The 13107-nt window shown below is 66.9% G+C and carries 15 protein-coding genes; 2 read left to right on the top strand and 13 right to left on the bottom strand.

The window, feature by feature from the left end:
• Positions 1-15 precede the first annotated feature (15 nt).
• The 9 genes from EL337_RS05270 to EL337_RS05230 all read right to left on the bottom strand — a co-directional run bounded on the left by EL337_RS05270 (position 16) and on the right by EL337_RS05230 (position 8161).
• Positions 16-858 carry a cutinase family protein gene (locus EL337_RS05270; protein ID WP_048630020.1) on the bottom strand — a complete coding sequence of 281 codons (843 nt, stop codon included), beginning with the start codon at positions 856-858 and terminating at the stop codon, positions 16-18.
• Positions 859-953: 95 nt separating this feature from the next.
• Positions 954-1670, bottom strand: a complete 717-nt coding sequence (locus tag EL337_RS05265) for a hypothetical protein (protein WP_126316499.1) — start codon at positions 1668-1670, stop codon at positions 954-956.
• A 136-nt stretch (positions 1671-1806) separates the two neighbouring features.
• The gene (tuf, locus tag EL337_RS05260) at positions 1807-2997 is read right to left on the bottom strand and encodes an elongation factor Tu (RefSeq protein WP_048630018.1); all 1191 of its coding nucleotides are present in this window, start codon (positions 2995-2997) and stop codon (positions 1807-1809) included.
• Positions 2998-3080: 83 nt separating this feature from the next.
• The gene (gene fusA, locus EL337_RS05255; protein WP_232786708.1) at positions 3081-5132 is read right to left on the bottom strand and encodes an elongation factor G; all 2052 of its coding nucleotides are present in this window, start codon (positions 5130-5132) and stop codon (positions 3081-3083) included.
• A 130-nt stretch (positions 5133-5262) separates the two neighbouring features.
• Positions 5263-5733: a 30S ribosomal protein S7 gene (gene rpsG / locus EL337_RS05250; RefSeq protein ID WP_048630016.1), complete on the bottom strand. Its 471-nt coding sequence runs from the start codon at positions 5731-5733 to the stop codon at positions 5263-5265.
• Positions 5733-6107, bottom strand: a complete 375-nt coding sequence (gene rpsL / locus EL337_RS05245; protein WP_003929602.1) for a 30S ribosomal protein S12 — start codon at positions 6105-6107, stop codon at positions 5733-5735. Before rpsL ends, rpsG begins: the two co-directional genes overlap by 1 nt.
• A gap of 326 nt (positions 6108-6433) precedes the next feature.
• The gene (locus EL337_RS05240; protein ID WP_048630015.1) at positions 6434-7009 is read right to left on the bottom strand and encodes a TetR/AcrR family transcriptional regulator; all 576 of its coding nucleotides are present in this window, start codon (positions 7007-7009) and stop codon (positions 6434-6436) included.
• A 59-nt stretch (positions 7010-7068) separates the two neighbouring features.
• Positions 7069-7605 carry a DUF3558 domain-containing protein gene (locus tag EL337_RS05235; RefSeq protein WP_048630014.1) on the bottom strand — a complete coding sequence of 179 codons (537 nt, stop codon included), beginning with the start codon at positions 7603-7605 and terminating at the stop codon, positions 7069-7071.
• Between the two features lies 1 nt (position 7606).
• A complete protein-coding gene (locus tag EL337_RS05230) occupies positions 7607-8161 on the bottom strand; it encodes a DUF3558 domain-containing protein (RefSeq protein ID WP_048630013.1) in 555 nt (184 codons plus the stop codon).
• A 109-nt stretch (positions 8162-8270) separates the two neighbouring features.
• Here EL337_RS05230 and EL337_RS05225 point away from each other — a divergent pair, with 109 nt between their 5' ends.
• The gene (locus tag EL337_RS05225; protein ID WP_048630810.1) at positions 8271-8606 is read left to right on the top strand and encodes a DUF3060 domain-containing protein; all 336 of its coding nucleotides are present in this window, start codon (positions 8271-8273) and stop codon (positions 8604-8606) included.
• A gap of 2 nt (positions 8607-8608) precedes the next feature.
• Positions 8609-9019: a DUF3060 domain-containing protein gene (locus EL337_RS05220; protein WP_048630012.1), complete on the top strand. Its 411-nt coding sequence runs from the start codon at positions 8609-8611 to the stop codon at positions 9017-9019.
• A gap of 10 nt (positions 9020-9029) precedes the next feature.
• On the opposite strand, the gene EL337_RS05215 is transcribed toward EL337_RS05220, so the two are convergent.
• From EL337_RS05215 to EL337_RS05200, 4 genes are read right to left on the bottom strand one after another with little or no spacing between them, the layout of a single operon-like run.
• Positions 9030-9803 (bottom strand): crotonase/enoyl-CoA hydratase family protein, encoded by a 774-nt coding sequence (locus EL337_RS05215; protein WP_048630011.1) that lies wholly within the window; start codon positions 9801-9803, stop codon positions 9030-9032.
• Entirely contained in the window at positions 9800-10531 is a 732-nt protein-coding gene (locus EL337_RS05210; RefSeq protein ID WP_048630010.1) for a PaaX family transcriptional regulator C-terminal domain-containing protein, read from the bottom strand. Before EL337_RS05210 ends, EL337_RS05215 begins: the two co-directional genes overlap by 4 nt.
• Positions 10532-10533: 2 nt before the next feature.
• The gene (locus EL337_RS05205; RefSeq protein ID WP_048630009.1) at positions 10534-11472 is read right to left on the bottom strand and encodes a crotonase/enoyl-CoA hydratase family protein; all 939 of its coding nucleotides are present in this window, start codon (positions 11470-11472) and stop codon (positions 10534-10536) included.
• Positions 11472-13100, bottom strand: coding sequence for an acyl-CoA dehydrogenase family protein (locus EL337_RS05200; RefSeq protein ID WP_048630008.1), 1629 nt, complete (start codon positions 13098-13100; stop codon positions 11472-11474). Before EL337_RS05200 ends, EL337_RS05205 begins: the two co-directional genes overlap by 1 nt.
• Positions 13101-13107: the final 7 nt, after the last annotated feature.

Raw genomic sequence — 13107 nt, 5'->3', positions numbered from 1 at the left:
ACGGACTACGCGCGGCTATGAACCGGCGGTCACCTGCAGCGGCAGAGCCGTCGGACTCGGCAGCGGTGCCGGAGCCCGGGTGACGAGCTGGTACAGCGGCATGGTCCACGCATCCATCGAACTGACGCTGCGCGCGTAACTGGTGTGCACCGCCACTGCGGCAGGGTTCATCTCGTCTTCGGCGTCAGGGTCGTAGTCACACACGGCGTCACCCACATTGCACACGCTGATTGTCCTGGCGCCCATGGTCGGCGGCAGCGGCGCGGGCGCGTGGGCGAGGATGGGCCAGTCCTGAGCGACGCCTTTTCCGGCGCCGGGAACCGAGACCACCGACCCGATGTTGATGGTGGGGTCCTGAGGCAGACGGTCGCCGTCGGCGATCAGCAGCGCGGCGGCCAGCTGCGGGTTCGGGTCGAGCAAATGCAGGTTGCGGTGCACCACCATGGCGCCCTGCGAGTAACCGGCCAGCACCATCTGCGTCGTCGGGCACGCCAGCACGAAGTTGTGGTACTGCTCGGCCAGCGCCGCGGCGCCGGTGTCGACGCTGCCCATGAAGTCGGCCCAGTCACCGATGCCACCGTCTTCGGGTACGGCCGTCGCCGGATACTCGACAGCCTCGGCGGTGATCGTGCGCCCGTCCCGCTGGACCAGCTGCGCGAAGTCCCGATACGACTTGGCGACAACCCGGCCCATGCCCCCATCGGCCGTCGTCACCCCGGTGCGTTCACCGGAACCGGCAGCACCGATCCAGTGGACGTCGGGGCACGCCGGCTGCGCGGACGCAGCACCAGCGGTCAGCCCGATCGAGGCAGCGCCGGCCGTCAGGACGGCGCCCACCACTGCGGCAATTCGTGTCATGCCATTACTCAACAGAACTTCTACCTCTCGCACCCGGCCGACCCCTCGACAGCCGTCGCACTACATATCGACTGGTTGGGGGCGGATGTTACAGGTCAGAACCTCGGCAGCAGCCTGTCCCAATGCACGTGCGGCGGTGGGATCTTCGTGATGTCGAGCTCGCGCGGCCACTGCGGCGGCGGAATCTTCGTCACGTCCAATTCACGCGGCCACTGCGGCGGCGGAATCTTCGTCACGTGGAGCTCGCCGCCGTTGTTCATGGCTGAGGCGACGATCGCGTCCCCGAGCAGGTTAAGGGTGCCTCCCCCGACCCATCCCGCCGTGCCTGTGACCGCTCCGATGATGGCATCGATGCTGAACCCGGGGTTCACCATGATGTTCGGGGCGGGCAGCGAGGCGAAGTTCACCGGGGGCAGACCTCCGCCGGGCGTCCAAGGCCCCTCAGCCGGAGCAGACGCGACCGGTGCGGGCGCGCTGCCCTGCATCGGGAAGTACTGCTGCCACAGGGACGTAGGGGCGGGATTCGACTGTGCAACAGGCGCGGCGGGCGCGACAGGCTCGGACTCGGGTTCGGGGACAGGGACAGAAGGCGCGGGCGGCGACGGGACGACCGTCGGCACCGTGACTCCGGCTGCGGCGCTCATTCGTTCGGCGGGCGTCTCCTCGTCGGACACCGTGTTCACCGTCCACACCAGCGTGGCGATCGTGGCCGCCGAGACGGCCGTCGAGACGCAGGCCAGGATCTTCCACGGGTCGATTGTGCGCCTCGGCCCGTCGAGGTCCTGAACCGAAATCGGTTCTGTCTCATCCACGCTCGCCGACATTGCGGCGACGCTATCAGGCCGGCCACCAACCGTGGGGGCTACGTCGGACCGACCGACAAGCGCCACAACGACAGTGGCGCCCACCCTTTCGGGTGAGCGCCACTGACGTTGGCTGAAACCTAGATCACTTGTGGATCTTGGTCACGCGGCCGGCGCCGACGGTACGGCCACCCTCGCGGATCGCGAAGCGCAGGCCTTCGTCCATGGCGACGGGCTGGATCAGCTTGACGGAGATGTCGGTGTTGTCACCGGGCATCACCATCTCGGTGCCCTCGGGGAGGGTCACCACGCCGGTCACGTCCGTCGTACGGAAGTAGAACTGCGGGCGGTAGTTGTTGAAGAACGGCGTATGGCGGCCGCCTTCGTCCTTCGACAGGATGTAGACGCTGCCGTCGAACTCGGTGTGCGGGGTGGTGGTGCCGGGCTTGACCACAACCTGGCCACGCTCGACGTCCTCGCGCTTGATGCCACGCACCAGCAGACCGACGTTGTCGCCCGCCATGCCCTGATCGAGCAGCTTGCGGAACATCTCGACACCGGTGACCGTGGTCTTGGTGGTGCCGGGGCGGATGCCGACGATCTCGACTTCCTCGTTCACGTTGATCACGCCACGCTCGACACGACCGGTGACGACGGTGCCACGACCGGTGATCGTGAACACGTCCTCGACGGGCATCAGGAACGGCTTGTCGGTCTCGCGCACCGGGTCCGGGATGGACTCGTCGACGGCGTCCATGAGGTCCTCGACGGACTTGACCCAGGTCGGGTCACCCTCGAGAGCCTTGAGTGCGGACACCTTGATGACGGGAGCTTCCTCGTCGAAGTCCTGGGCGGCCAGCAGTTCGCGGACCTCCATCTCGACGAGCTCGATGAGCTCTTCGTCGTCCACCATGTCCGCCTTGTTCAGGGCGACCAGGATGTACGGCACGCCGACCTGGCGGGCCAGCAGCACGTGCTCGCGGGTCTGCGGCATCGGGCCGTCGGTGGCGGCGACCACGAGGATTGCACCGTCCATCTGGGCGGCACCGGTGATCATGTTCTTGATGTAGTCAGCGTGACCGGGGGCGTCGACGTGCGCGTAGTGACGCTTCTCGGTCTGGTACTCCACGTGGGAGATGTTGATGGTGATACCGCGCTGACGCTCCTCGGGCGCATTGTCGATCTGGTCGAATGCGCGCGACTCGTTCAACTCGGGGTACTTGTCGTGCAGAACCTTGGTGATTGCTGCAGTCAGCGTGGTCTTGCCGTGGTCAACGTGACCGATGGTCCCGATGTTGACGTGCGGCTTCGTCCGCTCGAACTTCGCCTTCGCCACTTCTGTGTCCTCCTGGACTTGTTGGTGCTTCTTTTAAAGCAGTTGTGATCTTTGCAGTTGCGATACGCCGCGGCGCAACCGGGCTACTGCCCGGTCGCCTTCGCGATGATCTCCTTCGACACGGCCGCCGGAACTTCGGCGTACGAATCGAAAACCATGGAGTAGTTCGCCCGGCCCTGCGTCTTCGACCGGAGGTCTCCGACGTAACCGAACATCTCCGACAGCGGCACGTGCGCCTTGACGACGCGTGCACCGCTTCGCTCCTCCATGGCCTGGATCTGACCACGGCGGGAGTTCAGGTCGCCGATCACTTCACCCATGTAATCCTCGGGTGTCGTGACCTCGACGGCCATCACTGGCTCCAGGATGACCGGCTGTGCCTGTGCGGCTGCCTTCTTCATCACCTGGGAGCCGGCGACCTTGAAGGCCATTTCCGACGAGTCGACCTCGTGGTAGGCACCGTCGAGCAACGTCAGCTTGACGTTGACCAGCGGGTAGCCGGCCAGCACGCCGTACTGCATGGCGTCCTGCGCACCGGCGTCCACCGACGGGATGTACTCGCGCGGGATGCGGCCGCCGGTGACCTTGTTCTCGAACTCGTAGGTCGCGCCGTCCTCGCCGGTGAAGGGCTCGATGCTGACGAGCACCTTCGCGAACTGGCCAGAGCCACCCGTCTGCTTCTTGTGGGTGAACTCGACCTTCTCGACCGCGCGCTTGATGGTCTCCTTGTAGGCGACCTGCGGCTTGCCGACGTTGGCCTCGACCTTGAACTCGCGACGCATGCGGTCCACCAGGATGTCCAGGTGCAGCTCGCCCATGCCGCCGATGACGGTCTGGCCGGTCTCCTGGTCCAGGTGCACCTTGAAGGTGGGGTCCTCTTCGGCGAGCTTCTGGATGGCTGTTCCCAGCTTCTCCTGGTCGCTCTTGGTCTTGGGCTCGATCGCCACCTCGATCACGGGATCGGGGAAGGTCATCGACTCCAGCACGACCTGGTCGTTCGGATCGCTGAGGGTGTCACCGGTGGTGGTGTCCTTCAGACCGATGACCGCGTAGATGTGGCCGGCGGACGCCGTCTCGACCGGATTCTCCTTGTTGGAGTGCATCTGGAACAGCTTGCCCAGGCGCTCCTTCTTGCCCTTCGTCGCATTGACGACGGCGGAACCGGAGTCGACCTTGCCCGAGTACACCCTGACGTAGGTGAGCTTGCCGAAGAACGGGTGCGTCGCAACCTTGAACGCCAGCGCCGAGAACGGCTCGGACGTCGACGGCTTGCGGGTGACCAACTCGTCTTCCTTACCGGGGACGTGTCCGGTCACGGACTCGACGTCCAGCGGCGAGGGCAGGTAGTCGATGACCGCGTCGAGCATGGGCTGCACACCCTTGTTCTTGAACGCGGAACCGCACAGCACCAGGTAGGCCGACGAGCTGATGGTCAGCTTGCGCAGCGCACCCTTGATCTCCTCGACGGTGAGTTCTTCGCCACCGAAGTACTTCTCGAGCAGCGCCTCATCGGTCTCGGCGACGGCTTCGAGCAGCTTGGTGCGGTACTCGTCGGCCTTCTCCTGCAGATCCTCAGGGATGTCGATGGTCTCGTAGGTCTCGCCCAGCTTGGTCTCGCCGCGCCAGACCTTGGCCTTCATCTCGACCAGGTCGACGATGCCCTCGAAGTCGCCCTCGGAGCCGATCGGGATCTGGATCGGGATGACGTTGGCGCCGAGACGCTCTTCCATCGTCCTGATCGAGAAGTAGAAGTCCGCGCCGATCTTGTCCATCTTGTTGACGAAGCAGATGCGGGGGACGTCGTACTTGTCGGCCTGGCGCCAGACCTGCTCGGACTGCGGCTCGACACCCTCTTTGCCGTCGAACACGGCCACGGCACCATCGAGCACGCGCAGGCTGCGCTCCACCTCGACGGTGAAGTCGACGTGTCCGGGGGTGTCGATGATGTTGATCTGGTTGCCGTCCCAGAAGCAGGTGGTGGCAGCCGAGGTGATGGTGATACCCCGCTCCTGCTCCTGCTCCATCCAGTCCATCGTGGCGGCGCCGTCGTGCACCTCACCGATCTTGTAGCTGATACCGGTGTAGAAGAGGATGCGCTCGGTCGTTGTCGTCTTGCCGGCATCGATGTGCGCCATGATGCCGATGTTGCGGACCTTCGTCAGGTCGGTCAGCACGTCCTGTGCCACGGCTAAATTCCCACTCTTTCGCTTGCTTGTCGGGTGTTCTGTTTCGCCCCGCCGTCGTCACTGACCGCGGGGCATGCGATCACCAGCGGTAGTGCGCGAAGGCGCGGTTGGCCTCGGCCATCTTGTGGACATCTTCGCGACGCTTCACAGCGGCGCCCAGTCCATTGCTCGCGTCGAGGAGTTCGTTCGCGAGGCGCTCGACCATGGTCTTCTCACGGCGCTGCTTGGAGAATCCGACCAGCCAGCGCAGTGCCAGCGTCGTGGAACGCTCGGGGCGCACCTCGACCGGGACCTGGTAGGTGGCGCCACCGACACGGCGGCTACGCACCTCGAGGGCGGGCTTGACGTTGTCCATCGCACGCTTGAGGGTCACGACCGGGTCGGTGCCGGTCTTCTCGCGAGCCTGCTCGAGCGCACCATAAACAATGCGTTCTGCCAGCGATTTCTTCCCATCGAGCAGCACCTTGTTGACCAGCTGGGTGACCAGCTGCGATCCGTAGACCGGATCGTTGACCAACGGACGCTTGGGTGCGGGTCCCTTGCGTGGCATCAGCTCTTCTCCTTCTTCGCGCCGTAACGGCTGCGGGCTTGCTTGCGGTTCTTCACGCCCTGCGTGTCCAGAGATCCGCGGATGATCTTGTAGCGCACACCCGGGAGGTCCTTCACACGACCACCGCGCACCAGCACCATCGAGTGCTCCTGCAGGTTGTGACCCTCACCGGGGATGTAGGCAGTGACCTCGACCGCGCTGGTCAGGCGCACGCGAGCGACCTTGCGAAGCGCCGAGTTCGGCTTCTTCGGGGTCGTGGTGTACACGCGAGTGCACACGCCGCGGCGCTGTGGGCTGCCTTTGAGTGCCGCGGTCTTCACCTTGGCGATCTTGTCGCGGCGACCCTTACGGACCAGCTGGTTGATGGTTGGCATGTACCGGCTTTCTCTGTTTCCTCGTCGTGTGACTCTGGCGACTCTGGTGCTGTCGTTCTCTTAAGTTCTCTGTACTGCTGTGATGCCCGCGCTGGTTACCCCGCGGCCGGGCGTGTCGCATGCGTCCACCGCGGTATCTGTGACAGATTCCACGGCACCCCGCGAGGGCGGGACATGCGAATTAGCCCGGCGTGCAGGCATGCCGACGACCCAAAAGACCGCAAGCGCCTTATCTGCCAGGCACGAACGTCCACAATACCAGGGCGGCATACCTCGACAAAACCCGCTGACCTGCGAATCCTGCGCTGCGACCCCGCCGACGCCGGCTAGCGGGACCGCATTCCGGCGGCCAGCCGCATCACCATATCGGTGAACACGGCGTCCGTATCGATGCCGCTCATCACCCCGGTCATCTCCAACAACACGAAGCCGTGCATCGCCGACCAGAATTCCAGCGCCGCGAAAAAACCGGCCTGGTCGTCCAGCCCGTAGGACGCCAGCACCGAGATGACCGGGGCCGCGGCGTCATGCGTCGCCTGGGTGAACTCCGGGTCGTCGCCACCGAGCGGCATCCGGGTGAACGCCGAATACCTGCCGGGGTGGTGGTGGGCGTAGCTGCGGTACGCGGCTGCCATCACCATCACCGCATCATCGGGTGTGCGGCCCTGGCCGACGGTGTTGAGCATCTCGATGATGTCGCCGACCACCCGCATCCGCACCGTGCGGCGCAGGTCGTCGAGGCTGTGCACGTGGTTGTACAGCGACGGCCCCTTGGTTCCGAGCTGGTTGGCCAGGGCGTTGATGGTCAGCGCGTCCCAGCCCTCGCGGTCCAGGAACGTCAGTGCGGCGTTGACGATGGCGTCGCGGCTCAGCTTGGCCGTACGCGGCGGCCGAACTGCCATAACGCCATCCCCCTCTGATCGTCCCGTCGCCCCGATCGGCTGGGGGACAGCCAGAAACTCTAGTTCACCCGCTGTTGGCTGAGCTGCGCCAGTTGATCCACGATGGAACACAGATCCGGCATCGTCGCCGAGTTCATCGTCTGGATCGACCATGTGATGACGTCTTCACCCTTGGCGACGTAGATGCTGCATGCGGTGTCGTCGGAGGCCTTGAATCCCTTGTTGCCGTCGATCGACAACTCCGTGAGCGTGCGGCCCGCCAGCTGTTCCAGCTCGCGCTCGGTGTCCATGTCGCTGCCGCGGTACCACCACGTGGAGATGCCCATGCCCGCACCGAAGTTGTCGATCATGCTGTTCTCCTGCCAGAAGCACCCCGCATCGCTGACCACCGCCGGGGTGTAGAGCCCGGCGCCGGCCGCCTTCTCGACGTCGGCGTCGTTGACGCCGTTGCAGTCGACGCTGCGGAAACCTTCCCCCGGTGTGGGCGCACCGGAGCCGGCCGCCGGCTCGGCGTCGCGGTCGGGCGTGCCGCACCCGGCCAGGAGCGCGCCGAGTGCGAGCGCCGCGCCGATGCGCGCCACGGATCTCGCCTTCACGTCACATATCCGAGCGCAGGGTCGCCGAGAGCAGCTTTTCGGCGTCGAGGCACGGGTCGCCGCTGGTCTGACCGCGATACTGCACCCACCAGCTCAACACCCCGGAGCCCGCGGCTGCCGTCGCGGAGCAGGCCGCCCCGGTGGTGTCGCGACGCGCGAAGAACGTGCGGTGACGTTCCACCACGGCGTCGGTGACGACGGAACCGCGCGAGGTGGCGAGCTCGCGCTCACGCGCGAGGTCGCCCATGTCGAACCAGGAGAACGTCGCATCGATGGTCGTGAGCCCGTCGCCGGACCCGCGCGACAGGATGTACTGGCACACCGCCCCGCTGTAGGGGCGCGTCACCTCGTCGGCGTCCAGCGTCGCCTCGACGGAGCTGTTGTCCAGGAGCCCACACCGATCGTCGACGTACCCGTAGTTGCGCCCGGGGTCGGGGACTCCGGCGTCGGAGCGCTGCGCGGTGCCCGTGACCGTCTGTGCGCAGCCTGCAGCCGTCGCCGTCGTTGTGACTGCCACCACGAGACAACGTGCGACACGACTCGCGCCCAGGAACATCGCTGCTCACGCTACTCGTCTCGGGGAACCGGGACAGCATGAGCGATTGACGTCGTAGGCTGCCGGTGTGACTGCACCGGCTCTGGGACGTCTGCTTGCTGTGAGCGCGATGGTGATGGCCGGCGCGCTGGCCTCGGTGAACCCGGTGGCGCACGCCGTCGACGGCGAAACCCACATCACCGGACAGGGCATCACCCGGACCGTCGACTGCAATAACTCCACGCTGTTCGTAATGGGCACCGGCAACCAGGTTTTCGCCGTGGGCAACTGCTGGGCGGTGACCGTGCAGGGGTCGTCGAACCTCATCGTCGCCGACAACGTGGTCAACGACATCACCGTCTACGGCTATGACCAGAAGGTCTTCTACAAGAACGGCGAGCCGATCGTCTGGGATCGCGGTCGCGAACTGGGGATGACCAACCAGATCAATCGGGTACCCACCTAGGCATGACTTCTGCTTACGGGCGCCTGTTCGGTGTCGTGGGCGCGGCCATCGTTGCGGCCGGGCTCACCGCGTGCGGATCGACCAGCGAGGACGGCACCAACCCGACGGCGACGGCGGGCAGCTCGGGTGCGCAGGTCGAGATCGGCAACACCATCAACTACGGCTCCTTCGGCACCACCGCCGACATCGACTGCGCGGACGGTAAAGCGCTCAACGTCGGCGGGTCCAACAACACCCTGACCGTCAAGGGCAGTTGCACGAACGTCAACATCGGCGGCGCCGACAACAAGATCACCTTCGACCGGGTGGACGGCGAGCTGTCGGTCGTCGGCCTGAACAACTCCGTCACCTACCGCGACGGCGAGCCGACGATCAACGACACCGGCAGCAACAACACCATCAGCAAGGGCTGAGCGCCACGGGTCAGGCCTTGGCGCCGTGACGCCCGGCCCCCGCCGCGAACCGGCCCGCGCCCTCCAGTGATTCGGCGGCCACCCGCGACAGGCTGCCGAACTCGACATCCATCGCCTCCGCTTCCCCCATCCCCCACTGGGTGAGCGCCGACATCCGGTCCGACCGCAGGCACTGCTGCGGCAGGGCCGCCAGCTCCGCCGCCAGCTCTTCGGCTCGTGCGCGGGCCTCGCCCTTCGGGACCACGCGGTTGGCGAGTCCGATCGCATACGCCTCGTCGGCGTGCACCGCGCGCCCGGTCAGGATCAGATCCATTGCGCGGCTGTGCCCGATCAGCCTGGGCAGCCGCACGGTGCCGCCGTCGATCAACGGCACACCCCACCGCCTGCAGAAGACGCCCATGACGGCGTCCTGCTCGACGACCCGCAGGTCGCACCACAGGGCCAGCTCGAGCCCGCCGGCGACGGCGAACCCGCTCACCGCGGCGATCACCGGCTTGGACAACGTCATCCGGCTCGGGCCCATCGGCCCCGGCCCCGACCGGTGCACCGGATTCGATTCCGGCGTACCCATCGCCTTGAGATCAGCCCCCGCGCAGAAGGTTCCGTTGTCGCCCCACAAAACCGCCACCGAGGCCGAGTCATCGTTGTCGAACTCGTCGAAGGCGGCGTGGAGCTCCATGGCCGCGGGCCCGTTCACGGCGTTGCGTGCCTGCGGCCGGTTCATGATGACCGTCGTCACCGGACCGTTCTTCTCGACTCGAACTCCCCCGGCACCGTCGCTCATCTCGCCTCCGTCAGTTCCACACCGTCGCGCCGCGCGACCAGTTCGGCGGCGAAGTCGTTGTAGGCGCGGCGCAGCGCCGCACCCGGCCAGCCGGTAGGCAGCAGCGCATCCGGCAGCACCGGATCGGTCAGCAGATGCCTGACCATCGCCGCCGCGACGACGAACCGTTCCGGCACGTCGGCGGCGTCGGCCATACCGGCCAGCAGCTCGCGACCGGTGGCCGTCCAGCCCGACAGGTCCCACAGCCGTTCGGCCAACTCCTCGGGCCGCTCGTCGCGCGCACGCAGGATCCGCATCCGCGCCGACACATCACCGAGGTCGACCACCACGTTGTCGGGCCGCATCCACACACCTTCACGCAACTCAGCGAAACGCTTGTCCTGCAAGCAGTTCCGCAACGCCGCCCGGGTCCGGGCGTCCGTGCCGACGCTGGTGATCACCACGGTCGTCCAGGTGCCGTCCCACGGCTGCTGCTGCGGGTTGATGGCATCGTCCTGGCGTCGCTGGCGGGCCAACAACCGGTCCGAGAGCCGGTACCCGTCCTCGGAGCGCACCAGATCACCCGCGCCGACCATGCGGGTCAGCGCGACCCGGACCGTCGACTCTTTGATGTCGAAATCGCTCGTGAGCCGGATCAGATCCGCCGCGGTGGCCCACGCCGGATGGGCGCCGAGCAGCACGCTCAGCACCACCGAGCGCGCCGTCATCCGCAACACCGGCCGCGGCATCGCTACACCCCGGAGGTCGCGCGGCCGTGATCGCCGAACGGTTCGTCGCGGCGCCGCACGGCTTCCCGGAAACCGTGCTCACGCGACTGTTCGACGAACGCGTGGCCCTCGGGGGTGTGCCGGGCGACGCCGTCGAACACGGTGGAGAGCATCGCGCTGTTGGCCACCCCCTGGTTGTACAGCACGCTGTTCATCGCGAGCTTGACCATGATGAGCTGATTGACGGGGACGGCGGCGATCCGCTCGACGAGCCGCTCGGTGCGGTCGTCGAGGTCGGCGGGCTCAGGCGCCTCCACCGCGAGCCCCCACTCGGCGGCCTGGGCACCGGTGATGCAATCACCGGTCAGCAGAAGACGTTTCGCGCGTTGATCGCCGAGCCGGTGGGCCCACAGGCCGGCCGCGGGCACGCCCCAGACCCGGGTGGGCGGGTAGCCGATCTTGGCGTCGGCTGCGGCGATCACCTGGTCGGCGTGCAGTGCGATGTCAGTGCCGCCCGCCACGCAGTACCCATGGATCTTCACCACCGTCGGCTTGTCGCAGCGCATCAGGCTGGAAAAACCGCGCACGAAGCGACTCATCATCTGGTAGTCGATCATCGGGTCCCACGGCTGATCGGGCAGATGGTTCACCGCCTGGGTCTTGCCGGACAGCACGGTGTCGCGGTACGGGCTGCCGCCACCTGCCGACGACGAACCCTCGGCGTAGGCCGACAGGTCGAAGCCCGCGCAAAAGCCGTGGCCGCGACCGGATACCAGGATCACGTGCACGTTCGGGTCGAGGTCGGCGCGTTCCACGAGCGCCGAGAGCTCCAGCGGGGTGTCGGCGACGATCGCGTTGCCCTTGTCCGGGCGGTTGAACGTGATCCGCGCGACGCGATCGGTGACCTCGTAGGTCATCGTCTTCAGGTTGTCGAAGTCGACAGGCCTGATGGCGTGTGTCATCAGGCTTTGACCATCGCGCGCTCGAGGATCGGGGCGAGGTCCAGCCCTGTCGGCAATGTGCCGAAGGCGCCACCCCACTGCCCGCCGAGCCTGCTGGCCAGAAACGCCTCGGCGACCGCGGGGTGGCCGTGCCGGACCAGCAGCGAGCCCTGCAGTGCCAGCGAGATGTCCTCCGCGACCTGGCGGGCCCGGTACTGGATGGTCTCCAGATCACCGAGCTCGGGCCGCAGGCGCGCCACATGGGCATCCAGGCGCGGATCGTGGCCGTCGGTCTCGGCGAGTTCGTCGAACAGCACCTCGATGCATTCGGGACGAGTCGCCATGGCGCGCAACGTGTCCAGCGCACTCACGTTGCCCGAGCCCTCCCAGATCCCCATCAGCGGAGCCTCCCGGTACAGCCGCGCCATCCCGAAGTCCTCGACGTAGCCGTTGCCGCCGAGGCATTCCATGGCCTCGGCGGCGTGCGGGGTGGCGCGCTTACACACCCAGTACTTCGCCGCTGCCAAACCGATTCTGCGCACCAGGGTTTCGCGTTCGTCACCGCGGGTGGCACGGTCGGTGGCGCCGGCCATCCGCATCGCCAGCATGGTGGCGGCTTCGGCCTCGACCGCGAGGTCGGCGAGCACGTTGCGCATCAGCGGCTGGTCGATCAGGTAGGCGCCGAACGCCTTCCGGTGCTGCGCGTGGTGAGTGGCGCGCATCAGCCCGTTCCGCATGCTCGTCGCGCTGCCCAGCGTGCAGTCGAGGCGGGTGAGGTTGACCATCTCGATGATCGTCGGCACCCCGCGCCCTTCTTCGCCGACCAGCCAAGCCGTCGCACCGTCGTATTCCACCTCGCTGGAGGCGTTGGCGTGGTTGCCCAGCTTGTCCTTGAGACGCTGCAGGAACATCCGGTTGCGGGTGCCGTCAGGAAGGATTCGCGGAAGGAAGAAGCAGCTCAGGCCGCCGGGCGCCTGCGCGAGGACCAGGAACACATCGCACATCGGCGCCGAGGTGAACCACTTGTGACCCCGAAGTGAGTACGTCCCGTCGCCGTTCGGCGTGGCCTCGGTGGTGCCGGCGCGGACGTCGGATCCGCCCTGCTTCTCGGTCATCGACATGCCCGCGGTGATGCCCGCTTTGGCGGTGGGGAGCGTGAGTTCCGGGTCGTAGGCGCGGCTGGTCAGCAGCGGCTCGTAGATCGCCGCGAGCTCCGGGTTGTGCCGCAGAGCCGGCACCACGGCGTACGTCATCGAGATCGGGCAGATGTGACCCGGTTCCGGGGTCCACACCGACGTCTTGGCGGCGCGGACCACGTGGGCGCCCGCACGGTCGTCGGCCCACGGCGCGGCGTGCAGGCCGTGGCCGACCGCCACCGTCATCAGCTCGTGGTAGGCGGGGTCGTACTCGACCTCGTCGACGCGGTGACCGTAACGGTCGTGGGTGTGCAACACCGGCCGGTTGCGGTCGGCCAGCTCGCCCCACCGCTGGGCGGCGGTGCCGCCGGCGAGCGCACCCAGCTCGGCGACCTCGTCGACGCCCCAGTCGCCGCCCTCCCGGATCAGCGCCTCGGTCAGGACCGGCGAGGCGGCCGGGTTGTAATCCTCCAGCGGCGGAACCTGATTGATGACGACGTGGGTGTCTCGCATACACCCA

The organism is Mycolicibacterium aurum (genome assembly GCF_900637195.1).
Classification (GTDB): Bacteria; Actinomycetota; Actinomycetes; order Mycobacteriales; family Mycobacteriaceae; genus Mycobacterium; species Mycobacterium aurum.
Note: the sequence above shows the minus strand (reverse complement) of the source record. Positions and strands in the feature narration are given on the sequence as shown.

Bases quoted from the DNA above. Each gene is read 5' to 3' on its own strand.
- EL337_RS05270 (WP_048630020.1), bottom strand. From the start codon at position 858: ATGACACGAATTGCCGCAGTGGTGGGCGCCGTCCTGACGGCCGGCGCT.
- fusA (WP_232786708.1), bottom strand. From the start codon at position 5,132: ATGGCGCACATCGATGCCGGCAAGACGACAACGACCGAGCGCATCCTC.
- rpsG (WP_048630016.1), bottom strand. From the start codon at position 5,733: ATGCCACGCAAGGGACCCGCACCCAAGCGTCCGTTGGTCAACGATCCG.
- rpsL (WP_003929602.1), bottom strand. From the start codon at position 6,107: ATGCCAACCATCAACCAGCTGGTCCGTAAGGGTCGCCGCGACAAGATC.
- EL337_RS05240 (WP_048630015.1), bottom strand. From the start codon at position 7,009: ATGGCAGTTCGGCCGCCGCGTACGGCCAAGCTGAGCCGCGACGCCATC.
- EL337_RS05230 (WP_048630013.1), bottom strand. From the start codon at position 8,161: ATGTTCCTGGGCGCGAGTCGTGTCGCACGTTGTCTCGTGGTGGCAGTC.
- EL337_RS05225 (WP_048630810.1), top strand. From the start codon at position 8,271: ATGGTGATGGCCGGCGCGCTGGCCTCGGTGAACCCGGTGGCGCACGCC.
- EL337_RS05220 (WP_048630012.1), top strand. From the start codon at position 8,609: ATGACTTCTGCTTACGGGCGCCTGTTCGGTGTCGTGGGCGCGGCCATC.
- EL337_RS05215 (WP_048630011.1), bottom strand. From the start codon at position 9,803: ATGAGCGACGGTGCCGGGGGAGTTCGAGTCGAGAAGAACGGTCCGGTG.
- EL337_RS05210 (WP_048630010.1), bottom strand. From the start codon at position 10,531: ATGCCGCGGCCGGTGTTGCGGATGACGGCGCGCTCGGTGGTGCTGAGC.
- EL337_RS05205 (WP_048630009.1), bottom strand. From the start codon at position 11,472: ATGACACACGCCATCAGGCCTGTCGACTTCGACAACCTGAAGACGATG.
- EL337_RS05200 (WP_048630008.1), bottom strand. From the start codon at position 13,100: ATGCGAGACACCCACGTCGTCATCAATCAGGTTCCGCCGCTGGAGGAT.